This window comes from Streptacidiphilus sp. PAMC 29251 (genome assembly GCF_054208735.2).
Genome location: NZ_CM135725.2, coordinates 5,970,895 through 5,987,183 on the forward strand (window position 1 = coordinate 5,970,895; position 16,289 = coordinate 5,987,183).

At 71.7% G+C, this 16,289-nt stretch carries 18 protein-coding genes; 9 read left to right on the plus strand and 9 right to left on the minus strand.

Features of this window, described 5'->3' with window-relative positions; genetic code table 11:
- Window positions 1-66: 66 nt before the first annotated feature.
- The 3 genes from ACXKR8_RS28525 to ACXKR8_RS28535 all read right to left on the minus strand — a co-directional run bounded on the left by ACXKR8_RS28525 (window position 67) and on the right by ACXKR8_RS28535 (window position 3,388).
- Window positions 67-1,464, minus strand: coding sequence for a glycoside hydrolase family 26 protein (locus ACXKR8_RS28525; RefSeq protein WP_458267438.1), 1,398 nt, complete (start codon window positions 1,462-1,464; stop codon window positions 67-69).
- Between the two features lie 290 nt (window positions 1,465-1,754).
- Complete coding sequence (locus ACXKR8_RS28530; RefSeq protein ID WP_458267439.1) at window positions 1,755-2,777, minus strand: sigma-70 family RNA polymerase sigma factor; 1,023 nt, start codon at window positions 2,775-2,777, stop codon at window positions 1,755-1,757.
- 98 nt (window positions 2,778-2,875) lie between these two features.
- Window positions 2,876-3,388: a DUF7144 family membrane protein gene (locus ACXKR8_RS28535; protein WP_458267440.1), complete on the minus strand. Its 513-nt coding sequence runs from the start codon at window positions 3,386-3,388 to the stop codon at window positions 2,876-2,878.
- A 506-nt stretch (window positions 3,389-3,894) separates the two neighbouring features.
- Between ACXKR8_RS28535 and ACXKR8_RS28540 the strand changes: the two genes are divergently transcribed.
- Window positions 3,895-5,043, plus strand: coding sequence for an AI-2E family transporter (locus tag ACXKR8_RS28540; RefSeq protein ID WP_458267441.1), 1,149 nt, complete (start codon window positions 3,895-3,897; stop codon window positions 5,041-5,043).
- Between the two features lie 552 nt (window positions 5,044-5,595).
- On the opposite strand, the gene ACXKR8_RS28545 is transcribed toward ACXKR8_RS28540, so the two are convergent.
- Window positions 5,596-6,522, minus strand: coding sequence for a ScbA/BarX family gamma-butyrolactone biosynthesis protein (locus ACXKR8_RS28545; RefSeq protein WP_458267442.1), 927 nt, complete (start codon window positions 6,520-6,522; stop codon window positions 5,596-5,598).
- A gap of 143 nt (window positions 6,523-6,665) precedes the next feature.
- On the opposite strand from ACXKR8_RS28545, the gene ACXKR8_RS28550 reads away from it, so the two are divergent.
- A complete protein-coding gene (locus ACXKR8_RS28550) occupies window positions 6,666-7,349 on the plus strand; it encodes a ScbR family autoregulator-binding transcription factor (RefSeq protein ID WP_458267443.1) in 684 nt (227 codons plus the stop codon).
- A complete protein-coding gene (locus ACXKR8_RS28555; protein ID WP_462100705.1) occupies window positions 7,246-8,325 on the plus strand; it encodes an NAD-dependent epimerase/dehydratase family protein in 1,080 nt (359 codons plus the stop codon). Before ACXKR8_RS28550 ends, ACXKR8_RS28555 begins: the two co-directional genes overlap by 104 nt.
- On the opposite strand, the gene ACXKR8_RS28560 is transcribed toward ACXKR8_RS28555, so the two are convergent.
- Window positions 8,318-8,821: a GNAT family N-acetyltransferase gene (locus tag ACXKR8_RS28560; protein ID WP_458275098.1), complete on the minus strand. Its 504-nt coding sequence runs from the start codon at window positions 8,819-8,821 to the stop codon at window positions 8,318-8,320. The genes ACXKR8_RS28555 and ACXKR8_RS28560 overlap by 8 nt on opposite strands.
- Before the next feature lie 11 nt (window positions 8,822-8,832).
- A complete protein-coding gene (locus ACXKR8_RS28565) occupies window positions 8,833-10,167 on the minus strand; it encodes an FUSC family protein (RefSeq protein WP_462100706.1) in 1,335 nt (444 codons plus the stop codon).
- Between the two features lie 105 nt (window positions 10,168-10,272).
- Here ACXKR8_RS28565 and ACXKR8_RS28570 point away from each other — a divergent pair, with 105 nt between their 5' ends.
- The 4 genes from ACXKR8_RS28570 to ACXKR8_RS28585 all read left to right on the plus strand — a co-directional run bounded on the left by ACXKR8_RS28570 (window position 10,273) and on the right by ACXKR8_RS28585 (window position 12,618).
- Window positions 10,273-10,713, plus strand: a complete 441-nt coding sequence (locus ACXKR8_RS28570; protein WP_458267446.1) for a MarR family winged helix-turn-helix transcriptional regulator — start codon at window positions 10,273-10,275, stop codon at window positions 10,711-10,713.
- Window positions 10,714-10,798: 85 nt separating this feature from the next.
- Window positions 10,799-11,758: a hypothetical protein gene (locus ACXKR8_RS28575; protein WP_458267447.1), complete on the plus strand. Its 960-nt coding sequence runs from the start codon at window positions 10,799-10,801 to the stop codon at window positions 11,756-11,758.
- A 98-nt stretch (window positions 11,759-11,856) separates the two neighbouring features.
- Window positions 11,857-12,252: a TOBE domain-containing protein gene (locus tag ACXKR8_RS28580; protein WP_458267448.1), complete on the plus strand. Its 396-nt coding sequence runs from the start codon at window positions 11,857-11,859 to the stop codon at window positions 12,250-12,252.
- 105 nt (window positions 12,253-12,357) lie between these two features.
- Entirely contained in the window at window positions 12,358-12,618 is a 261-nt protein-coding gene (locus tag ACXKR8_RS28585; RefSeq protein WP_458267449.1) for a hypothetical protein, read from the plus strand.
- Between the two features lie 25 nt (window positions 12,619-12,643).
- Here ACXKR8_RS28585 and ACXKR8_RS28590 read toward each other — a convergent pair whose 3' ends face one another.
- Genes ACXKR8_RS28590 through tatA form a run of 3 tightly spaced genes read right to left on the minus strand, consistent with a single transcriptional unit; the run spans window position 12,644 to window position 14,089 of the window.
- On the minus strand, window positions 12,644-12,805 hold the full coding sequence (locus ACXKR8_RS28590; RefSeq protein WP_458267450.1) for a YqaE/Pmp3 family membrane protein: 162 nt from the start codon (window positions 12,803-12,805) through the stop codon (window positions 12,644-12,646).
- 56 nt (window positions 12,806-12,861) lie between these two features.
- Window positions 12,862-13,746, minus strand: coding sequence for a twin-arginine translocase subunit TatC (gene tatC / locus ACXKR8_RS28595; protein ID WP_458267451.1), 885 nt, complete (start codon window positions 13,744-13,746; stop codon window positions 12,862-12,864).
- A gap of 10 nt (window positions 13,747-13,756) precedes the next feature.
- Window positions 13,757-14,089 (minus strand): Sec-independent protein translocase subunit TatA, encoded by a 333-nt coding sequence (gene tatA, locus ACXKR8_RS28600; protein WP_458267452.1) that lies wholly within the window; start codon window positions 14,087-14,089, stop codon window positions 13,757-13,759.
- A gap of 297 nt (window positions 14,090-14,386) precedes the next feature.
- Between tatA and ACXKR8_RS28605 the strand changes: the two genes are divergently transcribed.
- Both ACXKR8_RS28605 and ACXKR8_RS28610 read left to right on the plus strand, forming a co-directional pair.
- Window positions 14,387-15,166: a ferritin-like domain-containing protein gene (locus tag ACXKR8_RS28605; protein WP_458267453.1), complete on the plus strand. Its 780-nt coding sequence runs from the start codon at window positions 14,387-14,389 to the stop codon at window positions 15,164-15,166.
- The gene (locus tag ACXKR8_RS28610; RefSeq protein ID WP_458267454.1) at window positions 15,163-15,963 is read left to right on the plus strand and encodes a ferritin-like domain-containing protein; all 801 of its coding nucleotides are present in this window, start codon (window positions 15,163-15,165) and stop codon (window positions 15,961-15,963) included. The genes ACXKR8_RS28605 and ACXKR8_RS28610 overlap by 4 nt, the downstream gene beginning before the upstream one ends.
- The last annotated feature ends 326 nt before the right edge of the window (window positions 15,964-16,289 follow it).

The following is a 16,289-nucleotide window of genomic DNA, read 5'->3' on the forward strand; positions in this document are numbered from 1 at the left end:
CCGGGGTCCTGCTGGTCGTGCTCAATCACCATGATCGGGCATTTCAGGGCGGTAGGTCCGTCGTTCTCAGGACTTGCCAGGGACCTTACCGCCGGGCAGGTACGGGAAGGGAGGGGCAGGTCCCGGCGCCGGCGCCGGCAGCGGGGGCGCGCTGCCGGGGCAGACGGCGACCCCGCGGCGCGGGCGGTGGCAGCTGGGGGTGACGGTGGGCACCGGCGCCGGGGCCGGTGCCGTGCTCGCGCCGCTGGTGGGAACGGGTGTGACCGGGGGCGCAGGCGGCGGCGTCGGCGCTGCGGTCGGGGTCGGCGTCGGGGTCGGGGTGGGACTCGGGGTCGGGGTCTGCGTCGGGCTGGGCGTGGGACTGGGCGTCGGGGAGGGCGTCGGCGTCGGCGTGGCGACCGCCGACATCGCGTCCCGGTACAGCGCCGAGGCCTGCGGGTTCTGCCGGCAGCCCCAGACGCCGTGCGGGCAGTAGTCGGTGATGGTCTGGTACAGCGTGTCGTGCGTCGCCATCCAGTTCAGCATCTGCCGGACGTAGTCGGGGTCGTCCCCGTACTGGTACAGGCCCCATTCGGGGTACGACACCGGCTTGTGGTGCGCGGCGGCGAACTCCACCTGCTGCTGCAGCCCGTACGGCTCGTTCACGTAGTCGTCGAAGGTGCGTCCTGGGCCGAGGTCGTAGCTGTCCATGCCGATCACGTCGGTGACGTCGTCGCCGGGGTAGCACTCGGTCCAGGGGTTGTCGTCGGTGCCCCGGGTCGGGTCGAAGTCGAAGCGGAAGGCCTGGCCGGGGACCTTGCGCATGGTGGTGACGATGCGCCGCCAGTAGGTCTTCCAGTCGGTCGGGTCGGGGTGGCAGCGGCTGCTGTAGGTGGTGCCGTTCATCTCCCAGCCGAGGGTGATCACGGTGTCGGTCGCGCCGAGGGCGACCAGGCGGCGGGCCAGCTCGCGGAAGTGGTTGTCGAAGGCCCCGCTCGCCCCCTGGGCCAGCACCGCGCGCACGTCGTCGTCGCCGAGGTTGTTCTCGTTGGCCTGCTGCATGGGCACGGCGAGCACCAGCATCCGGTCGGCCGCGGCCAGCCGCCAGCGGGCCCAGGGGGCGAGCAGGCTGATGCTGCCCTCGATGTCGTCCCAGCTGTAGCCGGGGAGGTAGGTGTGCCCGACCTGGATCGGGGCGCCGTGCAGCCAGGTCGAGAACTGCTTGATCCTGGCGTCGGACTCGTCCGAGCCCAGGAACGCCCCGAACGGCACGGCGTGCGCGGGCAGCACGGTGGGATCCGCCGGCCCGCCGGGGACGGCGTTGCCCGAGGCGTTGTCCGAGGGCTGCACGGAGTCGCTGTGCGGCGGGCGCGCGGCGGAGGGGGGCGCGCCGGGTGCGTGCGCCATCCACGCGGCCATCGAGGCGACGAGAACCAGCAGCGCGATCCCGAGGCAGGCCAGGGTTGCAGGTCGGCGCTGGAACATATCCAGAGACTATGTTGTGACGATTTGTCAGAGTATGCGGCGCGCCGTCGGGACTTTCACCAAGACCCGAGAGCGGAGACCGATGAGAAACCAGGTCGGCGCCGGTCTTCACCTGTATGCAGACCGCACCGGAGGAGCCCGGCCGGCCCGGGCCGGGAATCGACCTGGGCACGGTGGACGCGCTGGCCAGGGAGGTGCTCGCGGCCCGGCGCGAGGGCCGGGAGCTCCGGCTGCCCGGCGTCGGGCCGGAACTGCTCGAACTGCTGGAACTGACCGGCCTCGCCGACGTCCTACTTGGCCTCCGGCCGGACCTCCGGCCGGACCTCGGATCCGGCGCCCCACCCGGCGTCCAGCCGCGGGGGCAGCCCGAACATCGGGAACAGGGTCTCGGTGTCGAGGAAGGAGTTGAGCCCGGTGATCCGCCCGGCTGATATCTCCAGCACCTGCAGCGCCCACGGCGTGTACCCGCCGTCCGCACTCGGCCGGTACTGGCCGAAGGCGGGGCAGCCGTTGGCCGAGGTCGCTATCAGCTGCGAACCGCGGCACTGGGCGCCGGGGCCGAGCATCCAGCCGCGGATCTCGGACGGCCCGGTCAGCCACAGCTCGTACGGAGGCATGGACATCACGGCGTCCTCGTGCAGCAGCGCGGTCAGGCTCTCCATGTCATAGCGTTCGAACGCCTGCACATAGCGGGCCAGCAGCGCGGCCTGCTCCTGGTCCAGCGGACGGACCGGGTCGGTGGCCGCGACCTCCTGGACCGCGAGGGTCGCCCGGGCCCGCTGCAGCGCGCTGTTGACCGAGGCGACCGTGGTGTCCAGCAGTTCGGCCACCTCGGCGGCCGGCCACTGCAGCACCTCGCGCAGGATCAGCACCGCCCGCTGCTTGGGCGCGAGCCGCTGCAGCGCGGCGATCAGCGCCAGCCGCACCGACTCCCGCTGCGCCGCCACCTCGGCCGGATCGCCTGCCTCCGACACCACCCGGGCGTCCGGCACCGGACCGATCCAGGTCACCTCGGGCAGCATGCTGAGCGAGGCCGTCGCCACCGTGGAGGGTCCGCAGAGATCCATCGGACGGGCCCGGGTCTTCCGGCTCCTGAGCGCGTCCAGGCAGACATTGGTGGCGATCCGGTACAGCCAGGAGCGCAGCGCCGCCCGCCCCTCGAACCCGCGGTGGCCGCGCCAGGCCCGGATCATGGCGTCCTGCACCGCGTCCTCGGCCTCCGCCGCGGAACCCAGCATCCGGTAGCAGTACCCGGTCAGCTCCCGCCGGTACTGCTCCAGTTGGAGTTCCAGCGGCACCTCGACGTCTGTCATCGCGAACCTCGCCTCGCACGTCCGAACCAGCCCTGCCGAACCTAGCGGACCCCACTGACAATCGTGCGGCCGAACCGGTCCGGCAGGGAAGCGGCGCGTCAGAACGGCTGGTCGGAGGACCGGTAGACGCACAGGGCCCAGATCACGGCGACGTCCAGGGCGACCGCGATCAGCGACCACAGCGGGTAGTACGGCATGGAGAGGAGATTGCCGAGCGCGCTGAGCGAGGCGATGAAGATCCCGGCGAAACGGCCCCAGGCGGCGCCCTTCAGGACCGCGGCGCCGACGATCACCAGCACCACCCCGAGCGCCAGCTGGATCCAGCCCCAGGCGGTCAGGTTGAAGTGGAAGGCATAGGTCGGCGTGGTCACGAAGATGTTGTTCTTGGCGATGCCCATGATCCCGCGGAGGATCGCGAACACCCCGTCCACCAGCATCACGACTCCGCCGAAGAGCACCAGCCCGCTGACCCAGCCGTCCTGCCGGGCCGACACGGGGGAGGAGCCGGGGGAGGTACGGCCCGGGCGGCCGCGGGTGGGCGGGGTCGGCGTGGGGGACGCCGGGTCGGGGTTCCACAGCGGCTGGTCGAGTGGCGTGTTCGCATCGGTCATGGTTCCTCCAGAGGCTCCGGACCTGCGCGGCAGCAATGCCTTCCGAGCCTGCGCCACCCCGTCCAGGCGGGCCAGAGGACTGGGCCGAACGGGTGAAGGGTCCGGTCGCGTACGTCCACGACACAGTTCCGCAGCATGCGCTTAACACGGGTGGGGCAGGGTGGTGTTCGGCAGCGGAGGTTCGGAGCGGCTCCCGGACCAGCCGTTGCCACCGGACGCGTCGACCGGGAGCCCTGTATCCCGGACGACGGCATCCAGCCCGCACGGGCTGCCGCCGTCCCGCCCTGACCTCCCTTCACGGGTTGGCCGGGGGTGGCAGCCACTGCGGCACCGCTCCGCGTTCCCGGGTGGGGGACACAGCGGAGACAGCAGGGCCGGTCCTTCGCGGACCGGCCCTGCTGGTGTCGGGCCCAGTCGTTGTCGTGGTCCTGGTCCGGTGGAAACTGCCCGGAGCAGTGGTGACTGAACAACTATGCTTCGGGGCACCGACCGTCAGGAGACCTCCGGTGACCGTGCACGAGACCAGCAGCCAGGACGTCGTCCCGGTGCCGGCCCCCCGCTCCGCCGCCGCCGCCGCCGCTTCTGCTGCTGCTGGTGCCTCTGTTGCTGCTGCTGTGTCGCCGACCCGGCCCGAGCCGTCCTGGTCGTGGTTCTCGATCGGCTTCCGGCTCAGCCTCGGGGCGCTGCTCGCCTACTGGCTGGTGCAGGCGGTCCAGCACATCGAGAGCATCCTGATGCTGACCCTGCTCTCGCTGGTGATAGCCGTCAGCGCGGATCCGATCGTCCGCGCGCTGACCCGCCGGGGGCTGCGTCGGCCGGTGGCGGTGACCGTGGTCATCGTGGGCCTGTTTCTGATCCTGGGCGGCCTGTCCACCCTGTTCATTGCACCGATCACCAACGAGATCACTGCTCTCGCCCGCAATATCCCGATCTGGCTCCAGGAACTGCATGACCACCACTCCTTCCTCGGTCGGCTGGAGGACAAGTACCACCTCACCGACAAGGCCAAGGCGGAACTGGGCACCGACAGCGGCAGCCTGGTCGGCGGGCTGATGGGCGCGGGCCAACTGCTGGCCACCACACTGACCGGGCTGTTCATGGTGATCACACTGACCATGTACTTCCTGGCCGGGCTGCCCACGCTGAAGGGCTTCGGGCTGCGTTTTGTGGCGGGCAGCCGTCGCGAGCGGGCCGAGCGGCTGACCGACGAGATCCTGCTGCGCACCGGCCGCTACATGCTCGCCAATGTCGCCACCTCGGTCATCGCCGGCGTGGCCACCTTCGTCTGGCTGGAGATCTTCGGCGTCCCGTATCCGGCGGCGCTGGGGGTCTTTGTCGCGGTGATGGACCTGATCCCGCTGGTCGGCTCCACCATCGGCGGGATCGTGGTCTCGCTGGTGGCGCTGGTGGTCTCCTGGCCGGTGGCCATCGCCACCGCGGCCTTCTACATCGTGTTCCGGGTCGCCGAGGACTACCTGATCATGCCCAGGGCGATGAAGTTCGCCGTCGAGGTGCACCCGCTGGTGACCATCCTGGCGGTGCTGGTCGGCGGCAGTCTGCTGGGCATCATCGGCGCGCTGCTGGCCATCCCGGTCGCCGTGGCCATCGGCCTGATCCTGGACGACGCCGTCTTCCCCCGCATCGCCGCCCGCTGACCGGACCGTCGGCCCTGAGGCTGTCGGCCCAGGCCCAAGCCCCGAGTCCTGCCCGGCCCAGGCCCCGACCCCGGCGCGGCGGCGCGGCCTGTCGCCGAGTCAGTTCAGCGGTCCGGCAGGCAGCTCCGTCGGCGGCGCGTCAGCCGGACCAGTGGGTTGGCAGCCCCGGCAGAGGTCCTGTCCGTTTGCGACCGGGCCCGCGCAGAGGGCACAGGTGGCGCGTTCGCAGGACTCACAACTGCCGGGCAGACCGCTGCCGCCGTCCATCGGCCGGGGCCAACACCGGTCGGGGCAGCGCTGCCACACGGCGACCACTCCGTCGCAACTCGCGCAGACCTCCACCTCGTAGGGTCGGCCGGCCGTGGTCCACGGCTCCTGTTCCGGACACAGGCAGCGGCTCATCGCCGGGGGGAACCGGCGCAGGACCGAGTCGGCGAGCAGGGGGCGGATGACGGGCATGGCGGCCTCTCTGTTGTTGGAAGCCAGCCTGATGCCTGTCGTGCCCCGACGGTGGTGACGCGCCGGATGGGGGTCAGAAAAAAATAACTGACACTATGTTTTCTCGGCAAAGCCGAGCCGCAGCACCGCGGTGGCGTGCCCGGCCTGTCGCACCGTCACGGTGACCTGGCCTTCGCTGTCCTGGCAGTGCAGCTCGGGCACCGGGGACCACTCGGTGAACACCTCCGCGTTGATGTGGCAGTACGTCATCCGGTGCGAGTGGCGGCCGCCGGGCAGCAGGGCGGCGGCCTGTCGGGCCGCCTCCAGCAGGACCATGGCGGGCACATGGTCACTGGGGTGGTCGAAGAAATAGGGATGGGTGGGATCGGCGCAGCCCACCCGCACCGACCCGTCGGCGCCCTCGGTGATCATGACGTCCCCCGCGTGGTCCACGCCCACCGAGTCCGGAGCCGGCGCAGTGCCGACGGGCGTGCCGGGCCCGGCCCCGGTCCTGGCGCCGCGCAGCCTCCGGTAGACCGCGGCCGGCAGCACCTTGGCCCGTCCGGTCGCGGTGGCGAACAGCCGGCCGCCGTGCAGAAAGCTCACGGTCAGCGCGAAGCCGCGGAGCCGGCCGGCCGTGTGGATCTGGTCCTGCAGCACCACCTCGCACAGCAGGTCGCTGGCCCCGTGGCTGGGGCGCGGCTCGGCGCCGACGTCCAGGTCCAGGGCGAGCTCGTCGATCAGCAGGTGGGCGTCGCGGTCCACGCCGTAGTACAGGGTGGAGACGGCCAGGCCGAGCTGGCGCAGGGTCTCGGCGACCAGCAGCGGGTTGTGTCGCCGGTCGGCCCCCGAGCGCGGGTGGGTGGGGTGCGACAGGGGCCACTGCGCCGCGGCGGTGAAACTGTCGGGCCCGCTGCGGATGATCCCGGTGAGCAGTACCTCGGCGACGGAGCGCCGGTGCACCAGGATGCGCGGAAGGCCGACCGCCCAGTCCAGTGGGCCGGGCGCAAGATCGGTCACATGAGCGGGAAAAGTGTTCATGGGATCATCCAAAGGGCTCGCGCGGCTCCAGTTGCGCGCCTCGACCGTCGGGCCGCGATAGGTTCGCCCGACCAGATCAATCCGACCTGGTCAGTGCTGCCTGAGAACGTCCATGCGAGCTGAGAACGGGGAGACCGGACCGGATGCAGGAACGCGCGACCATCACCCGGGCGGCCGTCCTTCGCGCAGCGGCCGACCTGTTCGACACCAAGGGATTCGCCGCCACCAGCATCAACGAGGTCGTCGACGCCAGCGGGCGCACCAGCGGCGCGGTGTACTTCCACTTCCGCAGCAAGGACCGGCTGGCGTTGGCCGTGGTCGAGGCCTACCACGCGCACTGGTCGCAGGTGGTCTCCTGGTTCCAGGAGGCCCAGGAGCCGGTACTGGTGCGGATCGTGGGGTTGAGCCTGAGCGTGGGGCGGGCCTACCGGGACGATTCGATGGTGCGGGCCGGAGCGCGCCTCTGGTTCGAGCGCGGCGCCATCGCGCAGGAGCTGCCCACCCCCTTCCACCGCTGGATCACGGTCACCGAGGACCTGCTGCGCCAGGCCGCGGCCGGCGGGGAGCTGCTGGCGCACCTCGACCTGGCGCGCACCGCCAGGGTGCTGGTGTCGGCTTTCTTCGGCACCCACACCGTCACCGACGCGCTGGGTGAGCGCGGCCTGCTCGAAGATCGGGTGGGCGACCTGTGGCTGACCATTCTGGCCGTCCTGACCAGCAGCGATCCCCAGCGGATACTGGCCGACGCACGGGCTCTGGACGCACGCGCCCTGGACGCGCTGCCCTCCTGGTGCTCGGCCGCCGACGTCCGGGTCCCGACCCGGTGACGGCACGGCCCGCGGCCGCCTCGGTGCTGGTGACCGGGGCCGCGGCTTCCACGGCCACTGGATCGTGCGGGCCCTGCGGCAGGCCGGCACACCGGTCCGGATGATGGTGCGTCGGCCCACGCCCGCGGCGGACGGCGTCGAGGTGGTCCTGGCCGACCTGGGCGATCCGGCCTCGCTGGCCGGCGCCTGCCGGGGCATCCGTACCGTGATCCACTGCGCACCGCAGGTCAGCGGCCCGGCCGAGCTCTGCCGACAGGTCAACGCGGTCGGCACCGAGGCCCTGCTCGCCGACGCCGACCGGCACGCGGTGCCGAACCTGGTGTACCTCAGCACCGCCGCCGTCTACGGCCAGGGGCCCTTCCGCGACGCGGCGCCGGCCGAGCTGACCGCGGCGCCGCGCTCCGCCGCCAGCCGGACCCGGCTCACGGCCGAACAACTGACCCTGGAGCGCGGCGGCACGGTGCTGCGTCCGCACCTGGTCTACGGCGAGGGCGACCGCTGGGTGCTGCCCGGCCTGCTCGCCCTCGACGGGGCGCTCGGCGCGGCCGACCGCGACCGGATCGCCGGCACGCTGCACTCCGTCATCGACGTGCGCGACCTGGCCGACGCCGTCCGCGCCGCCGCGGCGCTGCCGGTGAGCCTGGGCGGGATCCACCACCTGGTCCACCCCGAACCGGTTGGTTACGCCGATCTCGCCGCCGCGGTGCGAACGGTGCTGGCACCGACGCCCGCAGAGCCCCCACCCGCAGAGCCCCCACCCGCAGAGCCCCCACCCGCGGGGCCCCCACCCGCAGGGCCCTCGCCTGGTCCGGAACAGCTCGAGCACCTGCTCTCGATGGCCGGGGTGGACCACTGGTTCGCCAACTCCCCGGCCTGGGCCGCCCTGGACAGCGTCCCCCGGCGCGGCCTCCGGCAGTCCCTGCCGGACCACGGCGCCTGGTACCGCGCCCAGTCGGCCCAACTGACTCCTAGCTGATGACAGTGCTGCGGCGTTCGACCAGGACCACGTCGCGCCACTGGCCGTGGTGCCGGCCGATGCGTTCGCGGACGCCGACGACCCGGAACCCGGCCCGCTGGTGCAGGGCCAGGCTGGCGGTGTTCTCGGGGAAGATCCCGGACTGGACGGTCCAGATCCCGGCCGCTTCGGTGGACGCGATCAGGGCCCGCAGCAGCGCGGCGCCGACGCCCAGCCCGCGCGCGTCCGGGTGCACATAGACGGAGTGCTCCACGACTCCGGCGTAGGCGCAGCGGTCCGAGACCGCGACGGCCGCGGCCCAGCCCAGCACCCGGCCGTCCGGTCCGAGGGCGACCAGGCGGTGGTCCGGCAGTTTCGCGGCATCGAAGGCGGCCCAGGACGGGGCGGCGGTCTCGAAGGTCGCATGGCCCTCGTCGATGCCGAGCTGATAGATCGCCAGCACCTCGGCCTGATGCTCGGCGGACAACGGGGCGATCCTGGGCGCGCTCTGACTGATGCTCACCCCCCCTATGATTTCAGGGCCGGGAGGGTGCGGGAGAGCCGGTTCAGGGCCTCCTCGACGGCGGAGGCGGAGGCGGAGGCGGAGGTGGAGTCGGCGGCCGAGGCGGCATCGGGGGCCGGACCGCGGACCGCGAGCCGGCAGGCGCGCAGCGCGTCGATCACGTCCGCCCGGTGCGGGGCGCTGCTCGGGCCCGGCCGCGCCGCGATCCGGCGGTGCAGTTCCAGCGGGCGGGCGATGGCCTCAAGCTCGGCGACCGCATGTTCGAAACGCGCCAGCGCGGTGGTGGTGTCCTGTCCGGCGCGGCGTGCGGTCAGCAGCGCGGTCAGGGCGGCCTGGGCCCGGGCGAACCGTCCGCGCAGCACTTCGCCGGTGCGTACCGGGGTGAGCAGCCAGGCGGTGGCGACGGTCAGCGCCGCTCCCATGGCGAGCGCCTGGAGCCGGGTCTCCAGCAGCGGCCCGGCGGATTCGCCGAAGTAGCCGTAGAGCAGCGACATCGCGGTGGTGAGGCCGGCCGCCCAGAAGGCGTAGCTGGTCCGGCGCAGCAGGGTCGCCACGGCGAGCACCACAAAGATCAGGGTGATGCAGAGCGCCCCGCCGGGACGGATCGCGAGCGCGAGCGCCGCGGCCAGGAGGGTGCCGCCGATCGCCCCCGCAGTTCGCTCGACGCCCTTGAGGACGACGTCGCCCCGGCCGACCGTGCCGGTGTTGACGACCATGGCGCTCAGCACGGTCCACTGCCAGTGGACGCCGAAGAACAGATGCCCGGCGACGAAGGCCGCTGCGAGGGAGACAGCCATCTGCAGGGCCATCCGGGTGCTGACCCGCAGGCCGTGCTTCGGCTTGCCGGCCCTGGCCGCGGCCTGCGGCGCGGGTCGGGGGGTGCGGGTCAGCCGGTCCGCGGTCCGGCGTACCGCCTGGACCCAGCCGAAGGCGATCAGGCCCACCAGCGCCGCCCAGCCGCAGAGCGGCCAGGCGGTTCCCCGCGCGGCGGCGGTCGGCACGATCAGCGCGGCGACGAGGGCCAGCAGCACCATCGCCCCGGTCCGGGTGGCCCGGGCGCCGAAGCGCCGGGACCAGATGGACAGCGACATCAGCGCCACGAACACGGCCGCGCCCAGCACCGGGCGGTCGGTCAACTGCAGGCCGGTCCAGGTGGCGACGCCGGCCAGCACGGCGAAGACCGCGGCATTCGCCAGGCACTCGCCCAGCGGCTCGCCGCCCGGTCGGCGGCCCAGCGAAAGCGCGAAGATGACGCTCGGCACGGCCAGCGCGACCGGGGCCAGGCCGACGCCGTGGGCCAGCAGCACGGCCGATCCAAAGGACAGCAGGGCCGCGGCCATGGCCACCGCCATATCGTACGCTCTGCGTATCATTTGACCCCCGCCTTTGACTTACCTGCTGGCTTATTGCTCCGATAATATAACGCTAGTGCTTACTATTGTTCTATGGACTATGGAACACAGGCCGAGCAGCTGCGCCGAGGTGTGCTGCGCCTGGGGTGGCGGCTTCGACAGGAGCGCCCGCAGGACGCCCTCAGCTCGAACAAGATCAGCGTGCTCGGCCATCTGTATCGGCAGGGGCCGGCCACGCCCGGCCGGATCGCCGCGGCGCAGCACCAGCAGCCCCAGTCGCTGACCCGGGTCTACGCCGAGTTGGAGGCCGACGGCCTGATCGTCCGGAGCCGCTCCGAGCAGGACCGGCGCGAGTCGGTGCTGTCGCTCACCCCGGCCGGCAGCGCGGCCCTGTCCCAGGACATGGCGCAGCGCGACGCCTGGCTCACCGGCGCCCTCGCCCGCCTCTCGGAGACCGAGTGCGAGGTGCTTCGGCTGGCCGGCCGACTCATGGACCAGCTGGCGGAATCCCCACCGCTGGACCAGCCCGAGTAGGACCGGTCGGTCCAAGTCCTGGGTTGCAGTCCCGAGGAGGACGGCAAGCATGGAGGGGACCGGTGGTGCGAGTCGAGGAGGCCAGTTGAACGGCCGACGAGCGGCGGGGCAGCCGAGGTCGGCGGCCGGGCCGGGGCGCATGGTGCTGCGTGCCGTCCGCGCCGACCCGCACCACGCGCCGGAGAGCGTCGCCCGGTACGCGGTGCAGGCACTGGCCCCGCGGGCCGACTCGGCCGTGGCCGCGCTGCGGCAGGCGCATCCGGAGGACTCCGACGAGGAACTGCGGCGCCGGGTGGCGGACCGCGGGGTCCGGACCACGATCGTGGAGGGCTCGTTCCTGGGCGGACCGTTCATGCTGCTCTGGCCCCCGGCGTTCTGCGCCGCGCTGGTGGCCCAACTGCACATGACGCTGACCCTCGCCGCCCTCTCCGGGCAGCGCGCCGACGACGACTCGCTCACGGCGGACCTGCTGGTGCTGCAGGGCGCGAGCCCCACCCCCGCCGCGGCCCGCCGGAGCCTCGCCGCGGCCGGGTCCGCGGCCACGGGGCCTGACGACAGAGCCGAGCGGGCCCCTGGCTGGTGGGACACCGGGCGTCGGCTCGCCCACCTGATCGGCCTGTTCGAGCCCGACGACGGCCGGACCCGGAGCCGGGCCCGGCAGGCCGCGGGCTGGGCCGGCCTGGTGCTGCTGTGCGTGGTCGGTTTCGCGGTTCCGCTGGTCTGGCTCCCGGCCAGCGCGGAGATGTACCGGCGCGCCACCGGCCGGCTCGCCGCCCGTACCCTCGCCTACTACCGGCCTGCCGACGGACCCGGCGCCCCCGCGCACTCCGGCTCGCACCGGTGGACGCTGCGCCCCGGCGCGGTCGCGGTCGCGACGCGCGCCCTGTTCTCGGTGCTGCTCACCGCTGCCGTCCTGCTCGCGGTCGTTTTCGCCGACCTCCGGTTGGCGTCGAGCCATGTGCTGGCCGCCCTGCTCCTGCTGCTCGCCACCTCGGCGGCCTGCTACGCGTTGCTCCGGGCCCGCCGGAGCAGGCGCAGCCGCTGAGGGGCTGACTGCCGCGCCCCGGCGCCGTGGACGGCTGACGGCCGGGTCGGGTCGGCTCGCTTTGCCGGGGCGATCACATCCGCCCTACCGTCGTGACCATGCAGTCCTACACGATGGGCCAGGCGGCAGACATTCTCGGAGTGAGCCCGGACACGGCCCGCCGCTGGGCCGACGCCGGCCGGGTTGCCAGCACTCGCGACCAGAGCGGACGCCGACTGATCGAGGGGCGGGACCTGGCCCGGCTCGCGACCGAGATCGCCGAGGCTGGCGGGCTGGAGGACGAGGGCATCCACATCTCGGCCCGCAACGCGTTCTCCGGAATCGTCACCGCGGTGAAGCTCGGCGATGTCGCCGCACAGGTCGAGATCCATGCCGGCCAGCACCGTCTGGTCTCCCTGCTGACCAGGGAGGCGGTCGAGGAACTCGGTCTTGAGGTCGGCGTGCGGGCCACCGCGCGGGTGAAGTCGACCGACGTCTTCATCGAGCGCGGCTGACCTGCGGGGGCCTTCGCGGGGAGCGTGGATCGTCCGTCGCCGGGTAGGCGAGGCAGTACGTCCGCAATCGCCGTCCGCAATCGCCGAAGCCGAAGGAAGATCCGCATGGGCACTCAGATCACACCCGAGGGCTTCGCCACCGCGGGGATCACCACGACCGAACTGCTCGGGCGGATCCAGCGGGCCCGCGACTGGGCGCAGCTGGAGGCTCAGAAGAACTACGCGCTGGTCGAGGAGCACGTCGACGAGGGCGGGATGCTCCAGGCACTGGCCCAGCAGTCACGGGCGGCCGCGTTCGAAGCGGTCCGTGTGGTGCTCGAGGAGATCCTCCAGCCCGGCACCCACACGGCCACCCTGTCCGACTGACACCTGCCCGACTGAACGGGTCCGGTCAGTCCTGGACGATCCGGTAGATGCCGTAGATCACACCCGGGATGTGTCCGAGCAGCTGGAGCAGGAAGGTCCACAGGACCCTCAGGCTCGGACCCTCCTTGATCAGGACGGCCAGGAACGGCAGGAAGAAGCACAGAATAATCAGCAGTGTCTTGGCCACGGCAGGCAATCCGTTCGGGTAGGCGGGGATTCGGCTCTCCCCGCCTACCCGTCCGCTCACGGGCCATACCCGGTATCCGATTCCGCCCTTCGCTCCTTGGCGCGGTCGTGCAGGGTGCAGACCAGCAGGGCCAGCAGGAAGAGCAGGCAGATCGGGAGCGCCAGCACGCTCATGGTCAGCGGGTCGCCGGTCGGGGTCGCGACGGCCGAGAGAACGAAGATCAGGAAGATGCTGCCGCGCCACCGCGCCCGCATGGTGGCCGCGCTGAGGACACCGACGAAGTTCAACGCCACCAGGAGCAGCGGCAGTTCGAACGAAAGCCCGAATACCAGCACCATCCGGATGAAGAAGTCCAGGAACTCGGCGCCGGAGAAGGCGATCGAGAAGCCGGGCGGGTTGAAGCTCACCAGGATCTGCAGCGCCTTGGGGAAGATCCAGTAGGCGAGGTAGGCGCCGACCAGGAACAGCGGCACGGCGGCGGCGGTGAAACCGAGGCCGTACTTCTTCTCCTTCTTGTAGAGCCCGGGGGCGACAAAGGCCCACAGCTGGTACGTCCAGACCGGGCTGGCCATGATCAGCCCGGCCATCATCGAGACCTTGAAGCTGAACGACAGCGGGGCCAGCACGCCGTTGTTGACCAGCAGGCCGTTGCGGCACTGCGCGGTCTGCTGGCCGTAGCCATGGACTCCGGTGATCGCACAGGCCGGACCGGTGAGCCGGCCGATCAGCCAGTCGTGGATCAACCAGCCGAGGACGGTCGTCACCAGCAGCGCGGCGATCGCGACCACGAGTCGGTTGCGCAGCTCCCGCAGATGGTCGCCGAGGGACATGCGTTGGCCCTCGTCGACCTGCTGGCTCCTGGCCTCGTCGCTGGTCGGACGCAGGGTGTCAGGGTCGCGCAGGGGGCCGGGCGGGCGGATCTGCGAGGTGGGGGCGGTCATGGCCTGGTGGTCACGCTCGGCTTGCGGTGCGCGGGTGCTCCTCGGCGACGAGGTGCGTGGCGGTGCTGCTGGCCTCGGGGGCCCCTTGGAGCGTCCGCGATGCCGCGACGGGCTGCTGGACCGGGCTCTCGGCGGTGGTGGTGACGGTGGTGACAGTGGCGGGCGGCGCCGTGTCGGCCGTCGCGGGCGGCTTGTCCTCCGACTTCATCGCGCCGACCTCGGACTTGAGGATGCGCAGCGACTTGCCCAGCGCCCGGGCCGAGTCCGGGAGCCGTTTGGCACCGAACAGCAGCAGCAGGACGACCGCCAGGATGATGATTTCAAGTCCGCGGTTCTCGAGCACGATGACACCTCTTCTTCTCGGGACCGGGGCGATGGGGACCGTCCGAGGCCGGGATGGTTCTGACTGCCTGTCTTCGTGGCTGTGAGGCCTACGGATGGGTCTCCAAGCCCTTGGACTTAGGCGCTGCTTGATCAATCCGTATGCACGTTCTATCTGTCGCCCTGAAGGATGAATGTGGGTTTGGGGTGCTCTGACGACCCATCCGCTGGGGTTTCGGCTGCGAAGCATGTGTCAGGGGCTGTCGGCAAAGAAGGCCGGTGCTCCTGGTACTTCGTATGGATTCAGAGATGGGGCGTAATGGGCGAGGAGCACCTCGATACCCGGTTGCTGGTGGAGTTGACCGAGCAGTCGCAGGATTTGAACAGCGACGCGTTGCGGATCACTCGTGAGGCGCTGACCGAGTACTCGGAGCAGGAGCCGGTGCGGCGTTGGTGGCAGCGCAGTGGCACGGTGGCGGCGGTGGTCGGTGGCGCGGCGTTGCTGGGTTCGGCGCGGGCGGCGGCGGCGTCGGGTGACGACATCATGGCGTTGCAGACGGCGGCGTCGTTGGAGAACCTGGCGGTCAGTGTGTATACGACTGCTGCGGGGTTGCCGTTCATCAAGGACGGCAACAAGACGGTGGCGGCGTTCATCACCAAGACCACCGCTCAGCACAAGGCGCACGGGCAGGCGTTCAACTCCGCTGCCACCCAGGCCGGTGGCAAGGCGCAGAACGACCCGGACCCGAAGTACCTGGCGGTCGTCAAGCAGATGCTGCCCTCGATCAAGACCCCCGCCGATGTGGTGAAGCTGGCGATCACCCTGGAGGACGTGGCGGCGCAGACCTACACCAGCTATGTGTCCAAGGTGACCGACCCGCAGCTGCGGAAGCTGTTCGCCTCGGTCGCCCCGGTGGAGGCGCAGCACCGTTCGACGCTGCTGGCGGTGCAGGCGCTGCTGGCCGGCGGCGCGCCGCAGCTGATCGCGATCCCCACGGATGCGGCGAAGCTGCCGGCGGCGGCTGGCAGTGTCGGGTTCCCCGACGCGTTCTACCCGACCAAGAGTGCTTCGCCGATCAGTGAAGGGGCCGTGAAGTGAGTGCTGGCAACGACAGCTGGCAGCTGCCGATCTCCGAGGGCGAACTCACCCGCCTGACCCGCGACCTGGATGAGGCGCACCGCGAGCACCTGCCGCTGATGCACGCGGCGGCAGCGGACCTGACCGAGGAGCTGCGGTCCTCGTCCCGGCGCGGGTTCCTGCTGGGGACCGGCGGGGTGGCGGCGGCGCTGGCGCTGGCGGCGTGCTCGAGCAGCAGTTCGACCAAGAGCGCGGTCGGCGCGCCGAGCGCCTCCGCGTCCGGGTCGGGCGGGGCGTCCTCGGGCAGCAGTATGTACACCGGTGACCTGCAGGTCGTCGCCCTGGCCACCGCATTGGAGAACCAGGCCGTGGGCGCGTACACGGCGGCTTTGGCGGCGGCGAAGGCGGGGAAGCTGGGGACGGTGCCGCCGGCGGTGGGGACGTTCGCGACCACGGCGATGGGCCAGCACGCGGATCACGCGAAGGCGTGGAACGCGGTGCTGACCGGGGCCGGGAAGCCGGCCATCACCACCGTGCCGCTGTCCAACCAGCCCGCCACGCTGAAGGCCCTGGGGGCGGCGAGCACGGTCGGGGCGGTGGCGAAGCTGGCGCTGGACCTGGAGAACCAGGCTGCGCAGACGTATCTGTTCGCGACGTACAACGTGACCAGTGCGGCGGGGATCGCGACGGCGGCGAGCATCGCGCCGGTCGAGGCGATGCACGCGGCGATCTTGAACTTCGTGCTGGGCCAGTACCCGGTCCCGGACGACTTCCTGCCGGTCGACAAGGCCGCCAGCCCCACCCTCCTCACCGTCTGACCACCAGTCAGCAGGACGCAGGAGCTCCCCACACGTCCGCCGGCCGAGCGGGATCGATACCGGTCGGCGGGCATCCGGCGGCGCGCCACCACACCCTGACCCGTGGTGGCGCGCCGCCGGACCTGTCTCACGTCCTCGGCGGCTCGTACCAGCTGACCGTCCCGCCCGGAGGGATTGCCGGGGCAGCGGCAGCAGTGCCGGGCAGGCCAGGTTTGCTGTTCTCCGGCTGCCGCCGGAGCACTCGATACCCGACGAACCTCCAGACCCGAGCGCGCCGAGGTTCGAAGAAGCGAATGAACGCGTCCCAGGGGCTCATGCGGTTTCCC